Origin of the sequence: Actinoplanes sp. NPDC026623 (assembly GCF_040638275.1) — a bacterium.
In the GTDB taxonomy this organism is placed as follows: Bacteria; Actinomycetota; Actinomycetes; order Mycobacteriales; family Micromonosporaceae; genus Actinoplanes.
On record NZ_JBEZXZ010000010.1, the window covers coordinates 73,886 to 95,660 of the forward strand.

19 protein-coding genes and 1 pseudogene are annotated in these 21,775 nt (G+C 71.9%); 12 read left to right on the top strand and 8 right to left on the bottom strand.

What is annotated here, in order from left to right:
- The first annotated feature begins 242 nt into the window (after positions 1–242).
- The 4 genes from AB0F10_RS05185 (at position 243) to AB0F10_RS05200 (ending at position 4,261) form a co-directional block, all read left to right on the top strand.
- A complete protein-coding gene (locus AB0F10_RS05185; RefSeq protein WP_360620532.1) occupies positions 243–1,916 on the top strand; it encodes an EAL domain-containing protein in 1,674 nt (557 codons plus the stop codon).
- Between the two features lie 18 nt (positions 1,917–1,934).
- On the top strand, positions 1,935–2,324 hold the full coding sequence (locus AB0F10_RS05190; RefSeq protein ID WP_360620533.1) for a cupin domain-containing protein: 390 nt from the start codon (positions 1,935–1,937) through the stop codon (positions 2,322–2,324).
- 258 nt (positions 2,325–2,582) lie between these two features.
- On the top strand, positions 2,583–3,668 hold the full coding sequence (locus AB0F10_RS05195; protein ID WP_360620534.1) for an S-(hydroxymethyl)mycothiol dehydrogenase: 1,086 nt from the start codon (positions 2,583–2,585) through the stop codon (positions 3,666–3,668).
- On the top strand, positions 3,668–4,261 hold the full coding sequence (locus tag AB0F10_RS05200) for an MBL fold metallo-hydrolase (protein WP_360620535.1): 594 nt from the start codon (positions 3,668–3,670) through the stop codon (positions 4,259–4,261). Before AB0F10_RS05195 ends, AB0F10_RS05200 begins: the two co-directional genes overlap by 1 nt.
- 57 nt (positions 4,262–4,318) lie before the next feature.
- Here AB0F10_RS05200 and AB0F10_RS05205 read toward each other — a convergent pair whose 3' ends face one another.
- A complete protein-coding gene (locus tag AB0F10_RS05205; protein ID WP_360620536.1) occupies positions 4,319–5,665 on the bottom strand; it encodes an MGH1-like glycoside hydrolase domain-containing protein in 1,347 nt (448 codons plus the stop codon).
- 141 nt (positions 5,666–5,806) lie between these two features.
- A complete protein-coding gene (locus tag AB0F10_RS05210) occupies positions 5,807–6,877 on the bottom strand; it encodes a DNA polymerase ligase N-terminal domain-containing protein (protein ID WP_360620537.1) in 1,071 nt (356 codons plus the stop codon).
- A 72-nt stretch (positions 6,878–6,949) separates the two neighbouring features.
- On the opposite strand from AB0F10_RS05210, the gene AB0F10_RS05215 reads away from it, so the two are divergent.
- Positions 6,950–7,615 carry a helix-turn-helix domain-containing protein gene (locus tag AB0F10_RS05215; protein WP_360620538.1) on the top strand — a complete coding sequence of 222 codons (666 nt, stop codon included), beginning with the start codon at positions 6,950–6,952 and terminating at the stop codon, positions 7,613–7,615.
- A 30-nt stretch (positions 7,616–7,645) separates the two neighbouring features.
- Here the strand turns inward: AB0F10_RS05215 and AB0F10_RS05220 are convergent, their stop codons facing one another.
- Positions 7,646–8,035, bottom strand: coding sequence for a VOC family protein (locus AB0F10_RS05220; protein ID WP_360620539.1), 390 nt, complete (start codon positions 8,033–8,035; stop codon positions 7,646–7,648).
- A gap of 141 nt (positions 8,036–8,176) precedes the next feature.
- Between AB0F10_RS05220 and AB0F10_RS05225 the strand changes: the two genes are divergently transcribed.
- Entirely contained in the window at positions 8,177–9,286 is a 1,110-nt protein-coding gene (locus AB0F10_RS05225; protein ID WP_360620540.1) for an FAD-dependent monooxygenase, read from the top strand.
- A 123-nt stretch (positions 9,287–9,409) separates the two neighbouring features.
- Positions 9,410–11,167: a cytochrome c oxidase subunit I gene (gene ctaD / locus AB0F10_RS05230; RefSeq protein WP_360620541.1), complete on the top strand. Its 1,758-nt coding sequence runs from the start codon at positions 9,410–9,412 to the stop codon at positions 11,165–11,167.
- A gap of 690 nt (positions 11,168–11,857) precedes the next feature.
- On the opposite strand, the gene AB0F10_RS05235 is transcribed toward ctaD, so the two are convergent.
- From AB0F10_RS05235 to AB0F10_RS05250, 4 genes are all read right to left on the bottom strand, one after another.
- A complete protein-coding gene (locus tag AB0F10_RS05235) occupies positions 11,858–13,204 on the bottom strand; it encodes an MFS transporter (RefSeq protein WP_360620542.1) in 1,347 nt (448 codons plus the stop codon).
- 68 nt (positions 13,205–13,272) lie between these two features.
- Positions 13,273–13,848, bottom strand: coding sequence for an isochorismatase family protein (locus AB0F10_RS05240; RefSeq protein ID WP_360620543.1), 576 nt, complete (start codon positions 13,846–13,848; stop codon positions 13,273–13,275).
- A gap of 10 nt (positions 13,849–13,858) precedes the next feature.
- Positions 13,859–15,145 carry a nicotinate phosphoribosyltransferase gene (locus AB0F10_RS05245; protein ID WP_360620544.1) on the bottom strand — a complete coding sequence of 429 codons (1,287 nt, stop codon included), beginning with the start codon at positions 15,143–15,145 and terminating at the stop codon, positions 13,859–13,861.
- 43 nt (positions 15,146–15,188) lie between these two features.
- Positions 15,189–17,780 carry a LuxR C-terminal-related transcriptional regulator gene (locus AB0F10_RS05250; RefSeq protein ID WP_360620545.1) on the bottom strand — a complete coding sequence of 864 codons (2,592 nt, stop codon included), beginning with the start codon at positions 17,778–17,780 and terminating at the stop codon, positions 15,189–15,191.
- A gap of 303 nt (positions 17,781–18,083) precedes the next feature.
- Between AB0F10_RS05250 and clpS the strand changes: the two genes are divergently transcribed.
- Positions 18,084–18,374, top strand: coding sequence for an ATP-dependent Clp protease adapter ClpS (clpS, locus tag AB0F10_RS05255; protein WP_360620546.1), 291 nt, complete (start codon positions 18,084–18,086; stop codon positions 18,372–18,374).
- A 20-nt stretch (positions 18,375–18,394) separates the two neighbouring features.
- Positions 18,395–18,901: a DUF2017 domain-containing protein gene (locus tag AB0F10_RS05260; RefSeq protein WP_360620547.1), complete on the top strand. Its 507-nt coding sequence runs from the start codon at positions 18,395–18,397 to the stop codon at positions 18,899–18,901.
- Positions 18,902–18,912: 11 nt separating this feature from the next.
- On the opposite strand, the gene AB0F10_RS05265 is transcribed toward AB0F10_RS05260, so the two are convergent.
- The gene (locus tag AB0F10_RS05265) at positions 18,913–19,773 is read right to left on the bottom strand and encodes an aldo/keto reductase (RefSeq protein ID WP_360620548.1); all 861 of its coding nucleotides are present in this window, start codon (positions 19,771–19,773) and stop codon (positions 18,913–18,915) included.
- 88 nt (positions 19,774–19,861) lie between these two features.
- Here AB0F10_RS05265 and AB0F10_RS05270 point away from each other — a divergent pair.
- The 3 genes and pseudogenes from AB0F10_RS05270 to AB0F10_RS05280 all read left to right on the top strand — a co-directional run bounded on the left by AB0F10_RS05270 (position 19,862) and on the right by AB0F10_RS05280 (position 21,714).
- Positions 19,862–20,364: pseudogene (locus AB0F10_RS05270) on the top strand (M67 family metallopeptidase).
- 64 nt (positions 20,365–20,428) lie between these two features.
- A complete protein-coding gene (locus tag AB0F10_RS05275; RefSeq protein ID WP_360620549.1) occupies positions 20,429–20,743 on the top strand; it encodes a MoaD/ThiS family protein in 315 nt (104 codons plus the stop codon).
- A 5-nt stretch (positions 20,744–20,748) separates the two neighbouring features.
- Positions 20,749–21,714: a cysteine synthase gene (locus AB0F10_RS05280; protein WP_360620550.1), complete on the top strand. Its 966-nt coding sequence runs from the start codon at positions 20,749–20,751 to the stop codon at positions 21,712–21,714.
- Positions 21,715–21,775: the final 61 nt, after the last annotated feature.

Sequence of the window (21,775 nt, forward strand, 5' to 3'; positions counted from 1 at the left end):
CACTCTGAACGGTGGAGAAACTGCAGTTCCTCGTTTTGTTGGGCGAGCTGCGAAAACATTGTCGTGGATGTGCACTGTTACATCGACCCGTGACGGGTCGTAATAGGTCAGGGACATCGACTCACTCGGGCGGGAGGTAACGACGGCGCATGACGGCACCCGACGAAGGCTCACCACGTCCCCGCGCGCTGCGCGACCGCCCCTCCCGCCGTCCCCGGACGAGTCCGAACCAAGGCCCCCAGTTGCCGTTACCCGAGCCCCGCGCGCCCGCGGACGACGAGGCGTGGTTCAGCTACCGCGCCGCCGGCGAGGAGATCGTCTGGTCCGACGGGCTCACCGCCCTGCTCGGCCGGCCCCCGGCCGACACCGAGCTGAGCCGGCAGATCCTCGCCCGGCACGTGCACACCGAGGACCACGCCAAGGCCCTCGGGGCGATCACCCGGGCCTGGACGGCCCGCGAGCCGGTGCGCACCACGATCCGGCTGCTGCGCGCCGACGGCGGCTGGTTCGACGTGGACTGCCGCCTCGAGCCCATCTCCGAGCCCGACGGCACCGTGCACGGCATCCGCGGCGTGCTGCGCGACGTCTCCGTGCGCGAACGCGCCCGCCGGGAGGTGGCCCGGCTCAGCCGCCGGGGCGAAACCGTGCGGGCCTCCGTCGTCGAGCGCGATCCGGCGACCGGCCTGCTCACCCGCGGCCGCTTCGCCGACGAGCTGGACCGGGCCCAGCGGCGCGGCGGCGGGGCGCTGCTCGTCATCCGGATCGAGCCGGACCACGCCGACGGCGTGCGCGCCGACGGCAACGCCGAGCTGCTGCAGCGGGCCGCCCGCCTGCTGGAGGGTGTTGCCCGCCCCGACGACCTGCTGGGCCGCGCCGGGCCGAACGAGATCGCCGTGCTGCTCGCCGGGGCCTCCTGGGTGATGGCCCGGCGGCAGTCCGACCTGTTCGTGGAGGCGCTGCGCACGCAGTCCTTCGTGCTGCCGGAGGCGTGGCTGCGGGCCCGCGCCTGGGCCGGCCTGGTCCGGTTCCGCCCGGACGGCGAGGCCGGCAGCCACGACCTGCTGATCGACGCCGAGCACGCGTGGCGGCTGGCCCGCGAGGGCGACCGGCCGCTGACCCTGGTGGCCGACCCGGTGGCGGCCCGCGACCGGCAGGGCTCCTACCGCGGCCGGGTCGCCGACGCGCTCGGCACCGACCGCTACACGCTCTACGCCCAGCCGATCCTCGAGCTGCAGACCAACCGGGTGCTGCGGCACGAGCTGCTGCTGCGGATACTGGACGAGGCGGGCACCCCGCAGTCGCCGACCCAGGTGCTCGACGCCGCGGAGCGCCTCGACGCCATCTACGACATCGACCTGTGGGTGGTCGAGCGGGCGCTGGAGCTCGCGGCCACCCGCGCCGACCTCAGCCTGCAGATCAACCTCTCCGGCCGCTCGGTGGGCGACCCCCGGCTGACCGCCGAGGTGGAGGCCCTGATCGAGCGCTACGGGGTGAACCCCGAACAGCTGACGTTCGAGATCACCGAGACGGCGCTGATCGGCAACCTGAGCGAGGCGCGCCACTTCGCGGACCGGATCCGCGACCTGGGCTGCCAGCTGGCGCTGGACGACTTCGGCTCGGGCTACGGGTCCTTCCGCTACCTCCGGCTCTTCCCCATCGACCTCGTCAAGATCGACGGCGAGTACGTGGTCAACCTCGTGCACAACGAGGAGGATCAGGTGCTGGTCCGGGCGCTGGTGCAGGTCTGCCAGGCGTACGGGATCCACACGGTGGCCGAGTTCGTGCAGGACGAGCCGACCCTGCGCCTGCTGCGGGAGCTGGGCGTCGACTACGTGCAGGGCTACCTGATCGGCCGGCCGGCGCCGGTCGAGGAGCTGCGCCCGGTCGCCAGGTTGCGGCGTTCAAAGCGCCCCTGATCTGGGTACCTGCGGGTCATGGAGCACTACACGATCGCCACCGATGCCGAGAAGAGCCCGGATTTCCGCCGCGTGCTGTGGACGGGCAAGCACACCCAGCTTGTGGTCATGACGATCCCGCCGGGCGGCGAGATCGGGTCGGAGGTCCACGAGGTGGACCAGATCCTGACCTTCGTGAGCGGCGTGGGCGAGGCCAGGGTCAGCGGCGAGACCCGCCGGGTCGTCGCCGGTGACCTCGTCGTGGTCCCGGCGGGCCGCACGCACAACTTCACCAACGAGGGCCCGAACCCGCTCGTGCTCTACACCGTCTACGGCCCGCCCGAGCACGCGGACGGCGCGGTGCACCGTACGAAGGAGGAGGCCGACCGGATCGAGGAGGCGGGCGGGGACGAGCCGCCGGCGTCCTGATCCCGGGCGGAACGACACAGCGCCGGGTCGGCCGAGGCCCCCCAGCCGGCCGGCCCCGGCGCTGCATCGAGGTGGAAAGTCCGTGCGAACCCTACTCTTGAGGGTTCGAGTACTTGATCGACGTGCCCGATTGTTTGGCTCCCGTTTCCCTAAGGTTGGCGTGGCCGCGAGATCTGCCCGCCGTCCACTGAGTCCCCGGCCCCGAAGAACCTGGGTGCGGCGGCATCCGTGCGCGGCCGGAAGTGAGAAAGTGTGGTCATGAGCCAGCGAGTCAACGGAGTCATCGCCCGGGCCAAAGGCGCCCCTGTCGAGGTGGCCACCATCGTCGTGCCGGATCCCGGCCCCGGCGAGGCCGTCGTCCAGATCCAGGCGTGCGGGGTCTGCCACACCGACCTGCACTACCGCGAGGGCGGCATCAACGACGACTTCCCGTTCCTGCTCGGCCACGAGGCCGCCGGGATCGTCGAGTCGGTCGGCGCCGGGGTCACCGACGTCGCGCCCGGCGACTTCGTCGTGCTGAACTGGCGCGCGGTCTGCGGCGACTGCCGGGCCTGCCGCCGCGGCAAGCCGTGGTACTGCTTCAACACCCACAACGCGACGCAGAAGATGACGCTCGAGGACGGCACCGAGCTCTCGCCGGCCCTGGGCATCGGCGCGTTCGTGGAGAAGACCCTGGTGCACGCCGGCCAGTGCACCAAGATCGATCCGCGGGCCCGGCCCGCCGCCGTCGGCCTGCTCGGCTGCGGCGTGATGGCCGGCATCGGCGCGGCGATCAACACCGGCGGGGTCACCCGGGGCGACTCGGTGGCCGTCATCGGCTGCGGCGGGGTCGGCGACGGCGCGGTGGTCGGCGCCGCCCTGGCCGGCGCGACGACGATCATCGCGATCGACACCGACGACCGGAAGCTGGAGTGGGCGCGCAGCTTCGGCGCCACCCACACGATCAACGCCCACGGCACCGACGTGGTCGCCGCCGTCCGCGAGCTCACCGGCGGGAACGGCGCCGACGTGGTGGTCGAGGCGGTGGGCCGGCCCGAGACCTACAAGCAGGCGTTCTACGCCCGCGATCTGGCCGGCACCGTGGTCCTGGTCGGCGTGCCGACCCCGGAGATGACCATCGAACTGCCGCTGCTGGACGTCTTCGGCCGCGGCGGCGCGCTCAAGAGCAGCTGGTACGGCGACTGCCTGCCGACCCGCGACTTCCCGATGCTGACGGAGCTCTACCTGCAGGGCCGGATCGACCTGGACGCCTTCGTCTCCGAGGAGATCCGTCTCGACCAGGTGGAGGAGGCGTTCGGCAAGATGCACACCGGCGGCGTCCTGCGTTCAGTGGTGCTCTTCTGATGCGGATCGACCACGCCGTCACGCACGGAACGTTCTCCCTGGACGGCGAGACGTTCGACGTCGACAACAACGTCTGGGTGGTCGGCGACGACGACGAGTGCGTGGTGATCGACGCCCCGCACGACGTGCGGGTGATCCGCGATCTCGTGGGGTCGCGGACGATCGTCGCGATCGCGCTCACCCACGCGCACGACGACCACGTCCGGGTCGCGCCCGAGCTGGCGCGGCAGACCGGTGCGCCGCTGCTGCTGCACCCGGCGGAGGACGTGCTCTGGAAGCTGGTCCACCCGGGCGAGCCCCAGCCGGCGCCGCTCGCCGACGGGCAGGAGATCCCGGTGGCCGGCGGCGTGCTCCGGGTGCTGCACACCCCGGGCCACAGCCCGGGCGCCGTCTGCCTGTACGCGCCGGCGCTGGGCTGCGTCTTCACCGGCGACACCCTGTTCCAGGGCGGGCCGGGCGCGACGGGCCGATCCTTCAGCGACCGGCCGACCATCGAGCGGTCGATCAAGGAACGGCTGCTCACCCTGCCGCCCGAAACGGTCGTGCACACCGGGCACGGCGCGGACACCACCATCCGGGACGAGATGTTCTGAGCCCAGATCGGCCCGGGCGCGGCGGTGACGGATCGGCCGCGCTCGGGCGGTGGTCGCCTACGCGGCCCGGGCGTAGGCCGGGACGCTGCGGTCGGCGAGCAGGTCGAAGCAGAGGGCGGCGGTCCAGCTGAACGCCGGGGCGCCGATCCCCTCGCCGGTGACCGGGTGGAAGTACTCGAAGTGCCCGGACCGGTGCACCAGGCGCACCATCGCCGTCCGCAGGTCCTCGGCCTCGCCGTGGTAGCCGTGCAGGAGCATGCCGCGGCGCAGCAGCCAATTGATGTTGATCCAGATCGGCCCGCGCCAGTACCGCAGCGCGTCGAAGTCGGCGGCGGTCCGGTCGTAGCTCGGCACCGGCAGTCCGGTCCGCTCCGGCAGGCCGAAGCGCGGCGACGCCGCCTCGGCCATGATCGCGGCCGCCTGCTCGGCGGGCAGCCCGGGCAGCAGCAGCGGCACCAGGCCGTTGACACACCGGGCCGGGCTGAGCGTACGGGTGCGGACGTCGCGGGCCCGGAACGTCCGCGTCTCGGGGTCGAACAGGTGCTCGGAGATCGCCTTCGTGATCCGCGCGGCGCGCCTGCGGTGGACCTCCGGATCCGCGCCGACGACACCGGCGATGTGCACCAGGGCGTGCTCGGCCGCCGCGAGGATCGAGTTGAACGACGGGCATTCGACCACGAACGCGTGCCGGTCGGCCAGGCCGGCGTCCCCGTAGCCGCCGCTGCGGTAGTCAAGGACGAGCCCCAGGTAGCGCGCGTAGTCGACGTCGGTCGGGCGGTGCGCCGCGTCCGCGTTCTCGATGTCGCGGCGGGTGTAGCGGGTGAGCAACTCCATGTCGGCGGGCACGGCCGACATCGCCGCGTCCCAGGAGGGGCTGTTGTCCAGCCCCGACTCCCACGGGTGCACGATGCTCGCGAGGCCGTCGCCGCCCGCGTCGCGGTGTGAGCTCAGATACTCCTGCTGAGCGACGAGGCGCGGGTAGAGCCAGGTCAGCTGGTCGCCGGCGGCGCGGGCGCACTCGGCGCCGTGCGAGGCGGCGCGGCGGTAGACCTCCCACGCGGCGATCGCGTGCAGCGGCGGCTGCACCAGCCCGGTGCTGCCCTGCGCGGGGCGTCCGGCGTACGCGGGGACGTCCCAGAATCCCGGCCCCGGGAAGTAGTCGTTCTCCGGGGTGCCCGGGTCGAAGACGATATGCGGCACCCGGCCGTCGGGCCACTGCGCCTCGAAGAGGCTGCGCAGGTCGCGCCAGGCCCGGGTCGGGTTCACATAGGCGAGCCCGACGGCGATGAATGCGGCGTCCCAGCTCCATTGATGTGGGTAGAGGCGGCGGGACGGGACCATGTGATCGTGGGACCAGTTGGAGTCGAGGACCTGGGCGGCAGACTTCCAGAGATCAGCAGACATATCCGTGTTCACAGCGGCAGGCGGGACGGGCGTGGGGCAGTGCGTCATGTATAGCCCTTTCCGCCGCAAGATCGGTAAACCTCCTAGATCGGATGGCGCGGGCCGGGCTGAAGGAATATCGACGTTCTTGATGGCGGGTTTTCAGGGCGCGTCGACCAGGCGCCAGAGCCGGCTGCGGCGCCCCGGCAGGTAGGGGGAGTCGAGGCGTTTCGCGACGACGCCGGGCAGGCCCTGCGCCCGGGCCGCCTCGAGCGCGAAGGCGCCGCCGCCGGGAAAGTAGGGCGGCGTCTGCCAGTTGCCGCCGGTCAGCTCGAGCCCCTCCAGCAGCTCCCGGCGCTCCGCGTAGCGGACCAGCTCCACCGTGGAGTGTCCCTCCAGCCAGGGCAGGTCGTAGGCCAGGAACTGCACCGGCGTGCGCTCGGCGGCCCGGCGCGCGGCCGCCGCGTCCCGCGGCGCCCCGCGACGCATCAGCAGCTCAGGCGAGACCCGGGCGCCGTCGAAGGCCACGATCTCGCCATCCAGTACGGCCTCGAGCGGCGCGAGCGCCTCACCCAGCGGCCGCAGGTCCGGGTACCAGGAGGTGACGTCCGCACCCTCGGCGCCGGCGATCCTGACCCGTCCGCCGGACACGAACACACACGTGCGGCGCCCGGCCCAGCTCAGCTCGTACCCCCAGTCCGGATCGTCGGGTGGCAGCCCGGCGGCCCGGGTCGCGAGCATCGGCTCGACGGCCTCGGGCATGCTCTGCCAGCCCGGCTCCGGCGGGTCCATCCGGCGGACCATCCAGTCGTTGCCGCCGGTCTGGAAGAAGACGTAACGGCCGCTGGTGCGCGTCCCGTGGAAGGTGACGCCGATTTCATCATCGCGCCATTTATCGGTCTCGAAGGTCCCCCGATCGTGGATGGTCATCCGGCCGCCGCCGTACTCGCCGGCCGGGATCTCGCCCGAGAAGTCCAGATATTCGAGGGGGTGGTCCTCGGTGTGCCGGGCCAGGTGATTGCGGGCGCGGTCGCGGGGCAGGCCGCGCGGCACGGCGAACGAGACGAGCACGCCGTCGCGCTCCAGCCGGACGTCCCAGTGCAGGCTGCGGGCGTGATGCTGCTGGATGACGAACCTGTTGCCGGTGGTCCGGCGGGGCCGGGCGCGGGGCACCGGCTCCGGTGTGCGCCGGGCGTCCCGCCGGCGCCGGTACTCGTCCAGCTGGTCGGTCATATCGCGATTGTCCGCCGGAATTACACCGGCGTCATTCGCAGGAGTGTCGTACCCCCATGCCAGGGTCGCCTCATGTACGCCGAATGGGCCGCGAAGCTGCCGTATGTCGTCGCGTGGCGCAGCACGGTGCCACCCGGCGCGGCCGCCAAGCGCGTCCTGCCCGACGGCTGCCTCGACCTGATCTGGCAGGACGGCTCGGTCTTCGTCGCCGGCCCCGACACCGTGGCGCAGGTCGGCGCGGCCGCGCCGGGCAGCCGCTTGTTCGGGTTGCGTTTCGCGGTCGGCACCGGCGCCGGCGTGCTCGGCATGCCCGCCGACGAGCTCACCGACCGGCAGGTCCCGCTGGCCCAGATCTTCGCGGCCGCCGACGTCGGGCCGCTGGCCGAGGCCGGCGACCCGATCGCGGCGCTCGAGGGGTTCGCCCGGCGCCGCTGGCGGGATCCGGATCGGGCGATGGTCGCCGTCGCCGCCGGGGCGCGGGCGGGCCGGGCGGTCGCCGCGATCGCCGACGAGTGCGGCCTCAGCGCGCGGCACCTGCAACGCCGGTGCCGCACCACCTTCGGCTACGGCCCGAAGACCCTGGCCCGCATCCTGCGGCTGCAGACGGCGGTGGGGCTGGCCCGGGCGGGGCGGCCCTTCGCCGACGTGTCCGTGGTCGCGGGCTACGCCGATCAGGCCCACCTGTCCCGCGACGTGAAGGCGCTGGCCGGCGTGCCGCTGGGCGAGCTGGTCGGTTAGGCGCAGGCCACTGTGATCAGTGAGACCGCCCTAACCGGCCGTCGGGGCGAAGAGGTCGACGCTGTTGCCGTCCGGGTCGGACACGACGGCGTAACGCTGACCCCAGAACGCGTCCCACGGCTCCTTCCGTGACCGGTACCCGGCGCCGACCAGGTCGGCGTGGGTGCTGTCCACCTCGGCCGGATCGGCACACCGGAAGGCCAGCGAGACATTCCCGCCGCCCGGCGCGAAGCCGGGATCGAAACCCAGGATCGTCTCGTGGGTGTCGATGAGCAGCCGGAACCCGCCGGGAAGCTCGGTCTCGGCGTGCGGCTCCCGCTCCGCGCCGGGCGCGAAGTCCAGCCCGAGCCGGCGATAGAACGCGAGTGATTTTTCCATGTCGGCGACCGCGAGGCCGATCGCATTGAAGGTAGGTGCCATGACGATGACGCTAGGACCACTCGGGGCCGGTCGTATTGAACAAATCGGACGCGAACATGATCGTGGGTTCCGCCCCCCGACCTCGGCGGGTAGTGTCTTGGCTCCGACGCGTATCGAACACCCCTCGGAGGCGTTGCTGCGATGACCTTGCGCATCCTCGTCGTAGGGGCCGGTATCAGCGGCCTTGCGGCGGCCCGAGGGCTTCGCATAGCGGGTTTCCGCCCCGACGTCGTCGAGGAGCTTCCGGCCACGACGATCCCCGGCGCCGGCATCTACCTGCCCGGCAACGCGTCACGGGCGCTGCGGCTGCTCGGCCTCGACGCGCCGCTGCGGCCGCTCGGCGACCTGATCTTCCGGCAGGTCTTCCAGGACGCCGACGGCGGTGAGCTGTTCGAGCTGGACGTCGCGGCGCTGTGGGCCGGCGTGGGCGAGAGCCGCGCCCTGTCCCGCGGCGACCTGCAGCAGGTCCTGCTCACCGGAGTCGGCGGCGAGGTGCGCTACGACACCGCCGTCCGGGATCTGGAGATCATCGATGGCGGCGTCAAGGTCGAGTTCGCCAGCGGCACCGTCGCCGAATACGACCTGGTCGTCGGCGCCGACGGCCGGCGGTCCACGGTCCGGGCCAAGGCCGGGCTGGGCGGGCCCGCGACCCCGACGGGCCAGATCGTCTACCGCAGCGTGGTCACCGGCGGCCCGCCGGTCAGCGACTGGACGGCCCTGCTCGGGCGCGGAACCCAGTTCGTCGTGATGCCGATGGGCGGACGCCGGCTCTATTGCCACGCCGACGAGACGGTCGCACCCGGGACGCCGAACCCGGCGGATCCGGTGGCCCGGGTGCGTGAGCTGTTCCAGGGCTTCGGCGGTCCGGTGCCGGCGGTCCTCGACGCACTGGAGAAGGTGCAGGTCGCCCGCACCGACGAGGTGGTGCTCGAGGGCTGGTCGAAGGGCGCGGTCCTGCTCGTCGGCGACGCCGCCCACGCGACGGCTCCGACGCTCGCGCAGGGCGCCGCCATGGCCTTCGAGGACGCCGTGGTGCTCGGCGAGGTGCTCAAGGCCGGCGCGGACGACGTGCCGGCCGCGCTTCGCGCGTACGAGAAGCGGCGCCTGACGCGCTGCGATCAGGTCCGGGGATGGACGCACGAGCGCGACCTGACCCGTGATGTGGCACCGGCGCAGCGCGACCCTATGCTGCGCACGCGGGGCCAGCGGATCTTCGCAGACCAGCTACGGGGACTCGTCGAACCGTTCTGAAGATCTGGTGGGCTTTGGTCACCCCGCGCCCGCCGGGGGTCGGCGGGGGACTATTCTGCCTGCGAGGTACGCCTTTCCACTCGGGTGTACGCAGTGGGACGAACGAGACACCGGAGGCTATCCGTGACGACCGTTGCGCCTAAGCCGATCGTGACCCGGCCCTGGCCGGTCCGACAGCAGGTAAAGGGCTCGGCCCTCGCACGGATCCTGCGGACGACGGACGCGAAGCAGATCGGGATCATGTACATGATCACGGCCTTCGTGTTCTACATCCTGGGCGGATTCATGGCCCTGCTCATGCGCACCGAGCTGGCGCGCCCGGGCATGCAGATCCTGTCGCCGGAGCAGTACAACCAGCTGTTCACGATGCACGGCACGATCATGCTGCTGTTCTTCGCGACGCCGATCGTGTTCGCGTTCGCGAACTTCGTGGTGCCGATCCAGATCGGCGCGCCCGACGTGTCGTTCCCGCGGCTGAACGCGTTCGCCTACTGGCTGTACCTGTTCGGCGGCACGATCGCCATCAGCGGCTTCTTCACCCCGCAGGGCGCGGCAGACTTCGGCTGGTTCGCCTACACGCCGCTGAGCGACTCGCTGCACTCGCCGGGCATCGGCGGCAACATGTGGGTCGTCGGCCTGGCGATCTCGGGTCTCGGCACCATCCTCGGTGGCGTCAACATGATCACGACGATCATCACGCTGCGCGCCCCCGGCATGACGATGTTCCGGATGCCGATCTTCACGTGGAACATCCTGGTCACCAGCCTCCTGGTGATCATGGTCTTCCCGTTCCTCGCCGCGGCGCTGTTCGCCCTGGCCGCCGACCGAGTCCTCGGCGCGCACGTCTTCGACGTGGAAACCGGCGGCCCGATGCTGTGGCAGCACCTCTTCTGGTTCTTCGGCCACCCCGAGGTCTACATCGTCGCGCTGCCGTTCTTCGGCATCATCACCGAGGTCATCCCGGTCTTCAGCCGCAAGCCCGTCTTCGGCTACAAGGGCCTGGTCGGCGCGACCCTGCTGATCGGCGCGCTGTCGATGAGCGTGTGGGCGCACCACATGTTCGTCACCGGCCAGGTGCTGCTGCCGTTCTTCAGCTTCCTGAGCTTCCTCATCGCGGTCCCGACCGGCATGAAGTTCTTCGTCTGGATCGGCACGATGTGGCGCGGCCAGATCAGCTTCGAGACCCCGATGCTGTTCGCCCTGGGTTTCCTCGTGACATTCCTCTTCGGCGGCCTGTCCGGCGTGCTGCTCGCGGCCCCGCCGATCGACTTCCACGTCTCGGACTCCTACTTCGTCATCGCGCACTTCCACTACGTGCTCTTCGGCACGATCGTGTTCGCGGTGTTCTCGGGCATCTACTTCTGGTTCCCGAAGATGTTCGGGCGAATGCTCGACGACCGCCTCGGCAAGGTCCACTTCTGGCTGACGTTCGTGGGCTTCCACGCCACGTTCCTGGTCCAGCACTGGCTGGGCGCGGAGGGCATGCCCCGCCGCTACGCGGACTACCTGCCGAGCGACGGCTTCACCTTCCTGAACACGTTCTCGACGATCGGCTCCTTCATCCTGGGCGCCTCGACCCTGCCGTTCATCTACAACGTGTGGAAGTCCTACAAGGTCGGCCAGCTGGTCACGGTCGACGACCCGTGGGGCGCCGGCAACTCGCTGGAGTGGGCGACCAGCTCGCCGCCCCCGCTGCGCAACTTCGACAAGATGCCCCGCATCCGCTCGGAGCGCCCGGCCTTCGACGCGAAGTTCCCGGAACTGGCGGCCGGCTCCCAGTCGGTCGCGGGCCCGCCGGAGGGCGGCGCCCGCCCGCTGACGGCCGAGTCCGACGGCGGCGCGACCTACCAGGAAGACCTGAGCAACCACAACAAGCACTGACCCGCGGCAGCGCGCCGACCACCTCGGCCGGCACCGGCCGCAGGTCCCAAAGCGCCGAAGGCCCGCCCCGGACTCCCGGAGGCGGGCCTTCGCCTGTCCGGCACGTCGGCCGCGGAGTCTGTCCCCGGCACGTCGGCCGCGGAGTCTGTCCCCGGCACGTCGGCCGCGGAGTCTTTCCCCGGCGCATCGGCCGCGCAGTCTGCCTGGGGCGGTGGTTGCGGAGTCTGTCTGGGCGCGCTGAAGCACGCTGCGATGGTGTGGACGCCATGGTCAGGGCTCCACCCTGACCCTGCCGCCGACCCACCCGGTTGTTTCGGTCAGATCGAGACCCCGGATGCTGAATTCCTCGTTGTCGACAGAACGCAACCCATCCGCCCGGTGCTTGCAGACGTTGGAGAGCCGGGGCGTGTTCCGTGCCGTTCTTCCTCAAGGTTGTGGCGTGCGGGCGTCGAGGGTTCCTGAGGTCGACGGAACGTAACCCCGCCTACTCCTTGGCCGAGCGCGTTATTGGGACTTGGGCGTGCCGCACCTCAGTCCGTCGTCGTCTCGGATGAGGTGGATCTTGTGGAATCGGGAATCTGCTGCGGCCGCACTCGTCGGTGAGGTGGTACTGGAGTGAAGCCGCGGCGTCGCGGCTGACCACCACCGCGCCCCGGACAGGCACGCCAGCCACGGAGTCTGTCCGGGACGTCAGGCTGCGGATGAGCCGGCCGCGGCAGGGCTGGCCGCTGCGGTGTCAGCCGCCGTTGCGACGTCGGCAGCAGGGGCGACGTCGGCAGCAGGGGCGGTGCCGGCAGCAGGGGCGGTGCGGGCGGCGGGAATGGTGCCGGCTGGGGGAGCGGTGCCGGCTGTGAGGGCGGCGCCGGCCGCTCGGCGGCGTTGGAACTCGGCCGGCAGGGTCAGGGCCGCCACCAGCAGGCCGACGCTGCCGACGGCCGCGAATCCCCAGGCCGGCGACCAGGTGTCCATCACCAAGCCGGACAGCGGCGCACCGAGCGCCACACCCACCGTCAGCGACGAGTTGTGCATGCCCATCGCCTCGCCGCGCGCCGATGCCGGGATCAGCCGGCTGACCGCGTCCGCGGTGGCCGTGATCGTCGGGGCGCACAGCGCGCCGGCGGGGAGCAGCAGCAGGCCCAGCAGCCACCAGCGTCCGCCCGCCAGCCCCACCGGGATCGTCAGCAGCGCCATCGGCGCGAGCAGGGCGACCGGGGACAGCCCCTGCCGCACGGTGCCGTAGGCGAACCCGCCGACCAGCGAGTATGCCGCCCACATGCCGAGCACCGCGCCGGTCCACCCCACCTCGCCGGCATTTTGCAGCACCGCCACCACCGCCACGTCCGTGCCGCTCAGCACCAGCGTCGCCGCGCAGCTGATCGCCAGGACCGCGACCAGTTTGGGGCGCAGCCAGGTGCTGCGGTGGACGCGCTCGCCGGCCGAGATCGGGGCCTCGTCCCTGCCCCGTACGGGCGGGTTCAGCAGGTAGAGGCCGATGCCGGAGATCAGGACGCCCACGCCGACGGCCAGCATCGCCGTGCGGGCGCCGACCGTGGTGCAGACCAGGACGCCCAGCGCCGGGCCGGCCATGAACGACAGCTCGGTGGTGATCGAGTCCAGCGCGAACGCCGGCAGGCGGTGCGACTCGGGCGCCAGCGCGGCGATCGACTGGCGGGCGACGGCGAAGACCGGCAGGGTCAGGAAGCCGCCGACCAGGGCCGCCAGCAGCAGCGCCCAGTAGGGCATGGCCTGCGACGTGGTCCAGAACATGACCTCGGCGACCGTGGTGAGCAGCAGCACCGGGCGCAGGCCCTTGCGGTCGGTGATCCGGCCCATCACGGGCGCGCCGATGGAGTTGCCGATGGTGAAGGCCGCGCCGATCAGGCCGGCCAGCGCGTATCCCAGATGCAGATCCTGGGTGACGTGCAGCGTCAGCGTGACCGTGCCCGCCGTGATCGGGATACGGGCCAGCGTCGCCACGATGAGCAGCGAGCGGATGCCGCGCAGGGCGAGCGTCTCCCGGTAAGGCGTCAGTGTCATAGCGGTCCTAACCTCCGCGGGACAGTCTGCGCCTGGGGTGCGACAACCCCAACCCGATTAGATCGAGGTCACGTCCCGGCGACCACCGGCGTGCCGGTGGTGAGCACCGAGGCCTGCGCGAACTGGGCCAGCGCCGCCGTCGTGGTCGCCGGCGCGACGCCCGCGGTCAGGTCCAGCAGGACGGTCGTGGCGAAGCCCGCCGAGGCCGCGTCCAGCGCCGTCGCGCGCACGCAGTGGTCGGTCGCGATGCCGACGACGTCGACCTCGGTCACCCCGCGGGACCGCAGCCAGTCCGCGAGCCCCTCGCCGTCGGTCGTGTGGCCCTCGAAGCCCGAGTAGGCCGCCGCGTGCGCGCCCTTGTGAAACACCGCCTCGACCTTGTCCGTCCGCAGCGCCGGGTGGAAGTCGGCGCCGGGGGTGCCCGTCACGCAGTGTGCCGGCCAGGAGTCGACGAAGTCCGGGTGCGTGCTGAAGTGCGCGCCCGGGTCGACGTGGTAGTCCTTCGTCGCCACGACGTGCTCCCAGGCGCCGGTGCTCAGCGCCGCCGTGATCCCCGCGGCCACTCCGGCCCCGCCGGGCACGGCCAGCGAGCCGCCCTCGCAGAAGTCGTTCTGAACGTCGACGATGATGAGCGCGCGCGACATGTCATGCCTCTCAGGAGGTCGGTACCACGGTGACCGGGATGGCCGGATCGCCGGCGGACAGTTTCAGGCCTTCCCACGGGATCGAGATCAGGCACTGGCGCAGGTGGTTGCGGGACTCGGTGAGCGTCGGCGTCGTCAGGATCTCGCCGCCGACCACGAATGAGCGCTGCAGGAGCCGGTCGTTGGCGACGTGGTCGGGCACGCCCTGCGACACGATGATCTCCTCGGTGGCCGTGCCCGTGGGCTTGTGCCGCCGGATCGCGGTCTTGCGGCCGCCGACGGTGGCCTTGTTCTCCGAGCGCTTGACCACCGCGCGACCCTCGACCTCGACCAGCTTGTAGACGAGGCCGGCGGTGGGCGCGCCGGAGCCGGTCACGACCGCCGTGCCCGCGCCGTACATGTCGACCGGCTCGGCGGCGAGCGTGGCGATGGAGTATTCGTCCATGTCGCCCGAGACGATGATCTTGGTTTCGGTGGCGCCGAGGGAGTCGAGCAGCTCGCGGGAGTGCTGGGCCAGCACCGACAGGTCGCCCGAGTCGATACGGACCGCGCGCAGGTCAGGCCCGGCCACCGCGATCGCGTTGCGGATGCCCTGCGCGATGTCGTAGGTGTCCACCAGCAGCGTCGTGTTCTTGCCGAGGGCCGCGACCTGCGAGGCGAACGCCGCCGGCTCGTCGTCGTGCAGCAGCGTGAACGCGTGCGCCGAGGTGCCGGTGGTCGGAATGCCGTAGCGGCCGCCGGCGGCGAGGTTCGACGTCGAGGCGAAGCCGGCGAGGTAGGCCGCGCGGGCCGCGGCCACGGCGGCCTCCTCGTGCGTACGCCGGGAGCCCATCTCGATGATCGGCCGGCCCCGGGCGGCGGTGACCATCCGGGCCGCGCCCGCCGCGATCGCGCAGTCGTGGTTGAGCACCGACAGGATGAGCGTCTCCAGCACCACGCACTCGGCGAAGCCGCCGGACACCGTCATGATCGGGGAGCCGGGGAAGAACAGCTCGCCCTCCGCGTACCCGTCGATGTCGCCGGTGAAGCGGTAGTCCGCGAGCCAGGCGGCGGCGGTCTCGTCGACGATGCCCGAGCCGCGCAGGAACGCGATGTCCTCGGCGGTGAAGCGGAAATCGCGGATGAGCTCCATGAGTCGCCCCTGACCTGCGACCACGCCGTAGCGCCGCCCGGTGGGCAGCCGCCGGGCGAACACCTCGAAGACGCTGCGGCGGTTCGCCGTGCCGTCCTTGAGGGCGGCGCTGACCATGGTCAGCTCGTACTGGTCGGTCAGCAGTGCGGGCGCGAATGGGGTCACTGATCCACCTTAGGCGTGCCCGTTCCGCGCCCGTGGCCCGGCTTCACCGCGGGAACAGTCGAAGCGCGGGCGCCAGTTCGACCCGCCCGTTCACGCCCAGCTTCGTGTAGACCCGCTGTAGGTGGTTCTCCACCGTGCGTGGTGACAGGTAGAGCCGGTCGGCGATCTCCCGGCTCCGCACCCCCTCGGCGGCCAGCTCGGCCACCTGGCGTTCGCGGACGGTCAGGGCCGGCTGGACCGCCAGCAGCGCGGGCGTGCGCATGGTGCCGCAGCGGCCGAGCACGTCCGCCATCAGCGTGCTCGCCGCCAGCGCCCGCGGGTCCCGGGCCTGGCGGAAGATCCGGACCGCGCCGGCCGCGGCCTCCGCCGCGAAGAGCTGGTAGCCGAGCACGGCGAACTCGCGGGCGACCGTGAACAGGTCCTCGGCGGCCTCGTCCGCGCAGGCCCGGGCGTGCCGGATCAGCAGCTGCGCCGTGCCGCCGCTGACGGTCCCGGCCAGGGCGGTCATCCGGTCCGCGGCCAGGTCGGGGCGCCCGATCCGGACCAGGTCGTAGAGGGTGAGCAACTCGTGCCCGTGGAAGCCGTCGGCCCGGGCCCGGGCCGCGGAGCCGCGCAGCACCTGCGCCGCCGCGGCGACCTCGCCCCGGCACACCAGCGTCCACGCGCGGGCCTGCTCCCGCCACGGGTAGTAGAGCGCGACGCCGCCGCCGGTGGCCGACTCCGCGATGGCAAGCGCCTCGACGGCCAGCGTGACCTGGCCGAGCAGCGCCGCAGCGTTGGCGCGGGCGAAGTGGGCGCTGCCGTCGTAGACGCGGGCCGGGGCGAGCGCCGCGCAGGCCTGCTCGGTGGCGCGCAGCGCCTCGTCGGTCCGGCCCCGCAGCAGCGCGGCCCGGGCCCGCAGCAGCGAGGCCCAGCCGGAGCCGAACCCGAAGCCGCCGGCCTGGGCGAGGTGCGCAAACTCCGCCGCCAGGATCCCGTCGATGGCGTGCAGGTCGAGCGAGACGCTGGCCATGGTGCCCTCGGCCAGCAGCAGCGCGTATTGCACCACCGGGTTGTCGCGGCGCCAGGCCGCCGCGTCCGCCACGACCGTGGCGATCTGCTCGGCGCCGGCGTCGGGGTCGCCGCCGGCCGCCGCGAGGAACGCCATCACGCAGCGGGCCAGCGACTTGGTCGCGACGCCGGCCGCGGGTTCGCCGAGCACGCCGCGGGCCAGGACGCGGGCCGGCTCCAGCTCGTCGAGCTGCAGCCGGAGGAACGCCTCGAGCGCGTGCACCCGGGCGGCGTCGGCCGGCTCGGTCGGTTTGGCCGCGGCCAGCGCGGCGGCGGCCTCGGGCCGGCCGAGCCCGAGGAACTCGACAGCGGCGCGGGCCGTGATCCCGCGGGCGCTGTCGTCCGGGGTGGCGTCCAGGACGGCGAGGGCCTGCTCCGGGCAGTCGGCGAAGAGCAGCACGGTGGCGTGCAGCTCGGCGGCCGGGTAGCCGCCGCCGGCGGCGTGTGCCGCCGCGGCCAGGCGCAGGGCCAGGCCGATGTCGAAATGGTCGAACGCCTGCCGGGCCGCGGCGAGCAGCAGCGCGGCGTCCTGCCGGGTGCCCGCGTCGAGCCGCCAGGCGGCGATCCGCAGCAGGTCGTCGCGGCGCTGGGCGCCGGTGCCCTCGACCAGGTCGGCGAGGCCGGCCAGCAGCCGCCGGGAGCGGGTCACCGGGCAGCCGCGGCGGACCACCTCGCCGTAGAGCGGGTGCGCGAGCCGGACGTCGCGGCGGCGCTCGTCGGCGACCACCCGGATCAGGCCGCGCTCCTCGGCCGCCTCCACGTCCCGGGGCTCCGCGCCGCGCAGCAGCAGCGTCAGCTCCACCGGCTCGCCGAACGAGACCAGCTCGAGCACGTCACGGACGCCGGCGGTGAGCTCGCCGATCCGGGCGTCGACCAGGTCGGCGAGGCTCGGCGCCAGCGTGAGGCGCCCGCTCCAGCGCCAGAACCCGTACGTCTGGGTCAGCTCGCCGCCGCCGGTCGCCGCCAGCATCAGCTCGCGCAACAGCAGCGGGTTGCCCCCGCCCAGCCGGGCGAGCCGCTGCGCCGATCCGGCCTCGACCGGCCCGCCGACCAGCGCGGTGAGCAGTTCCCGCGCCTCCTCGTCGGTGAGCGGCGCCAGCTCGGCGTGGCTCAGCAGGCCCTCGGTCCACAATGCGCTGATCGGGGTCGGCACCGGCTCGGCGATCCGCAGCGCGCCGAGCAGCGTGGCGCCCTCCCGGACCAGCAGGTGGGCCAGCGCGGCGGAGGGCGGGTCGAGCAGGTGCGCGTCGTCGATCGCCAGCACGATCGGCCGGTCGCCGGCCGCGGCGTTCAGGCCGTCGACCGCCCAGCGCAGCATCCCGGCCGGTGAGAGCCCGTCGGGCACGTCGGGCGGCAGGATCTGGGCGAGGCCGCCGAACGGGAGCCCGGAACTGGCGATGTTGGCCGACGCGCTGTGCACCGCGTATTGCTCCGTCGGCAGCTTCGAGACGGCCTGATGCAGCAGGCGGCTCTTGCCGATGCCGGCGGCCCCACTGAGGATCAGGCCGCGGTCCGAGTCGGTCGTCGCGGCGCTCGTGAGACGGGCCAACTCGTCGGCGCGACCGACGAATTCCCAGTGCTCCACCGAGCCAGCATATCGAGATCCGTCATCTTCAGGTCACGCTCGTACTACGTTCGAAAATGAGTATCGAAGGTCGAAACGGTGAGTAATCAGACATCTGTTTGGGTCCCCGGTGGTCCCATACGGTTCGGCGGTGCCGGCGTGACTGCCCGGGCCCAGCCTGGCGGGGCGGGCCCGGGCGCCTACCCGGATCCCAGGCCCAGCAGCCCCATCACGGGTGCGCCCGGTGGGCGAAGCCCACCTCTGCGCGACGCGCTGGCGTCGGCGGTTCGACCCCAGGCCGAATCGGCGTGGCACGATGGGGGCATGGCGTTGCCTCAGGTCGCTCCCGTCGAGACGCCGCAGATCGAGGAGGTACCCGCTGATGACCGGCCGTGGGTGACTATCGTCTGGGACGATCCGGTCAATCTGATGTCGTATGTGACCTGGGTTTTTCAGAAATTGTTCGGCTACAGCCACGACAAGGCCGAGCAGTTGATGATGGATGTACACAACAAGGGCAAGGCGGTCGTCTCCACCGGCGCGCGGGAGCGCATGGAGATGGACGCTTCGCAACTCCACGGCTACGGTCTGTGGGCAACGGTTGACCGGGCGTGAGTTGGCAGGTGGACTGACAGATGTTCCGACGCAATGGCAGCCAGTGCGTTGCCATGTTCGCCGTTGACGAGGTGCGCGTGCTGCGCAAGGTCGCGGGCGAGGTCGTTGGCCTGCTCATGGACGGCTTCGACCACACCGATCCGGTGGTCGGCCGGCTCTTCCCGGACATCTATCCGGACCGGCCCGAGGATTCCGCCGAATTCCGCCTCTACACCGAGGGCGACCTCAAGACGGGCAAGATCGACCAGGCCGGGGCCATCCTCGCCGCGCTGCCCGACGACGGGCCGGGCGAGGTGCGCCTGGACGGCGAGGAGGCCGAGGCCTGGCTGCGCGCGATCAACGACGCGCGCCTGGCCATGGGTACCCGGCTCGACATCCAGGGCGACACCGATCTGAACGACGAGCTGGACGAGGCCGTGGTCCACGACCCCGCGTCGAGCCGGGTCTTCCAACTCTCCGTCTACGCGTACCTGGGATACCTGCAGGAATCCCTGCTGAACGCGCTGCCGGAGATCGACGAGCGCTAGCGCCCCGCCGCTCAGGCCGCGTCGAGCTGGGCCTGCTCGGCGTCGGTCAGGGTCAGCTCGGACGCCTGAACCGAGTCGATGATCGATTCGGGCCGGCTGGCGCCCGGGATCGGGACGACGCGCGGGCTCTTCGCCAGCATCCACGCCAGCGCGACCCGCTGCGGGCTGACCCCGTGCGTGGCGGCGACCCGGGCGAACTCGGCGAACCGGTCACCCAGGGCGCCGGCCCGGGAGATCCCGCCCAGCGGCGAATACGGCAGGAAGGCGATCCCCAGCTCGTCGCAGAGCCGCAGCTCGGGCTCCGAGGAGCGGAACGCGGGCGAGAACTGGTTCTGCACCGAGGCGAGCCGGCCGCCGAGGATCTCCTGCGCCTGACGGATCTGCTCGGTGTTCGCGTTGGAGATGCCGGCCAGCCGGATCTTGCCCTCGTCGAGCAGGTCGCGGACGGTGCCGACCGAATCCTCGTACGGGATCCGGGGGTCCGGGCGGTGGAACTGGTAGAGGCCGATGGCGTCGACGCCGAGCCGCTTCAGGGAGCCCTCGACGGCCTCGCGCAGGTGCGCGGGGGAGCCGTCGACGGTCCACGAGCCGTCGCCGGGGCGCAGGTGCCCGCCCTTGGTGGCGATCAGCACGCCGGAGGTGTCGCCGCCCCAGCTCGCCAGCGCCTGGGCGATCAGCGTCTCGTTGTGCCCGACCTCGTCGGCGTGGATGTGGTAGGCGTCGGCCGTGTCGAACAGGGTCACGCCGGCGTCGAGCGCCGCGTGCACGGTCCGGACCGAGCGGTCGATCTCGGGGCGTCCCTCGATGGACATCGGCATGCCGCCGAGCCCGACGGCGCCCACCTGGACGTTTCCGATGCTTCGCTGCTTCATACCCGAAGGCATACCCCGTCCATCGATCGGTACGCGCGTGAGCACTGCCACGCCCAGCGCGCCGCCCGGTCGCGGTAATGTGAGCAACGTGCTGACCATCGACAGCGCGATCGTCGACGCGATCGTCGCCCACGCCCGCCGGGACCACCCCGACGAGGCCTGCGGTGTCGTCGCCGGGGCGATCGGCAGCGACCTGCCCACCCGGCACATCGCGATGGACAACGCGGCGCGGTCGATGACGTTCTACGAGTTCGACTCGATGGAGCACCTGCGGGTCTGGCGCGAGATGGACGACAACGACGAGGAGCCGGTGGTCATCTACCACTCGCACACCGCGACGGAGGCGTTCCCGTCCCGCACCGACATCTCCTTCGCCGGCGAGCCGGGTGCCCATTACGTCCTGGTCTCGACCCGCGAGCCCGACTCCGAGGAGTTCCGCTCGTTCCGTATCGTGGACGGTGTGGTGACCGAGGAAGAGGTCAACATCGTGGATGCGACGGTGGACGCGTGAGTGGGAGTGCGGACGGCTACGCCGTCCAGTCGTACATGTTCGGCCAGAGCCCGGCATCGGTCTACTACGAGTGTCGCTGACGCGACCTCTGCCGGCCTGCCCCCGAACTCACTCGACTCTCTCTTTACTAGGAGCATCACAGCCATGGCTATCGAAGTTCGCGTCCCGACCATCCTGCGCAGCTACACCGGCGGTTCGAAGGTCGTCGAGGGCTCCGGTGTGACCCTGTCCGGCCTGATCGACGACCTGGACGCCAAGCACTCCGGCCTCAAGGGGCGGCTGCTCACGCCCGAGGGCGGCCTGCACCGCTTCGTCAACATCTACGTCAACGACGAGGACGTCCGCTTCCTCGGCGCGCTCGACGCGAAGCTCGCCGACGGCGACGCCGTGACGATCCTGCCGGCGGTGGCCGGCGGCGCGCTGGGCTTCGCCGCCGCCGCGGCCCTGCTCGGAAAGTAGCCGTCATGGCTCGCTACGAGAGCCTGCTTGACGCCTGTGGGGGCACGCCGCTGGTCGGCCTGCCCCGCCTCTCGCCGACGGTGCCCGAGGGGGCACCGCCGGTGCGGCTCTGGGCCAAGCTGGAGGACCGCAACCCGACCGGCAGCATCAAGGACCGCCCGGCACTGTTCATGGTGCGCGAGGCGGAGGAGTCCGGGCGGCTGCGCCCGGGCGACACGATCCTGGAACCGACCAGCGGCAACACCGGCATCTCCCTGGCCATGGTCGCGAAACTGCGCGGCTACCGGCTGGTCTGCGTGATGCCGGAGAACGTCTCCTCGGAGCGCGTGCAGATACTCCGGATGTACGGCGCGGAGATCATCTTCTCGCCGGCCGCGGGCGGCTCCAACCAGGCGGTCGCGACGGCGAAGCAGATCGCGGCCGAGCATCCCGACTGGGTCATGCTCTTCCAGTACGGCAACGCGGCCAACGCCCGCGCCCACTACGAGACCACCGGGCCTGAGCTGCTGCACGACCTGCCCACGATCACCCACTTCGTGGCGGGCCTCGGCACCACGGGCACGCTGATGGGCACCGGCCGGTTCCTGCGGGAGAAGGTCGACGGCATTCAGATCATCGCCGCCGAGCCGCGCTACGGCGAGCTGGTCTACGGCCTGCGCAACATCGACGAGGGATACGTCCCCGAGCTCTACGACGAGACCGTGCTGACCCGGCGCTTCTCGGTCGGCACCCGCGACGCGGTGCTGCGGACCCGGCAGCTGGTCGAGGTCGAGGGCATCTTCGCCGGCTTCTCGAGCGGCGCGATCCTGCACGCGGCGCTGGCGGTCGCGCACGAGGCGGTCAAGGCCGGCACCCGCGCGGACGTGGCGTTCGCGGTCTGCGACGGCGGCTGGAAATACCTGTCGACGGGCGCCTACGGCGGCACCCTCGGCGAGGCCGAGGAGGCCCTCGAGGGCCAGCTCTGGGCCTGACCGGGAGACCTGCGAGAAGGCCTGAAGGCACGAGCGACGACGGCGGCGCGGCCCAGGGGGC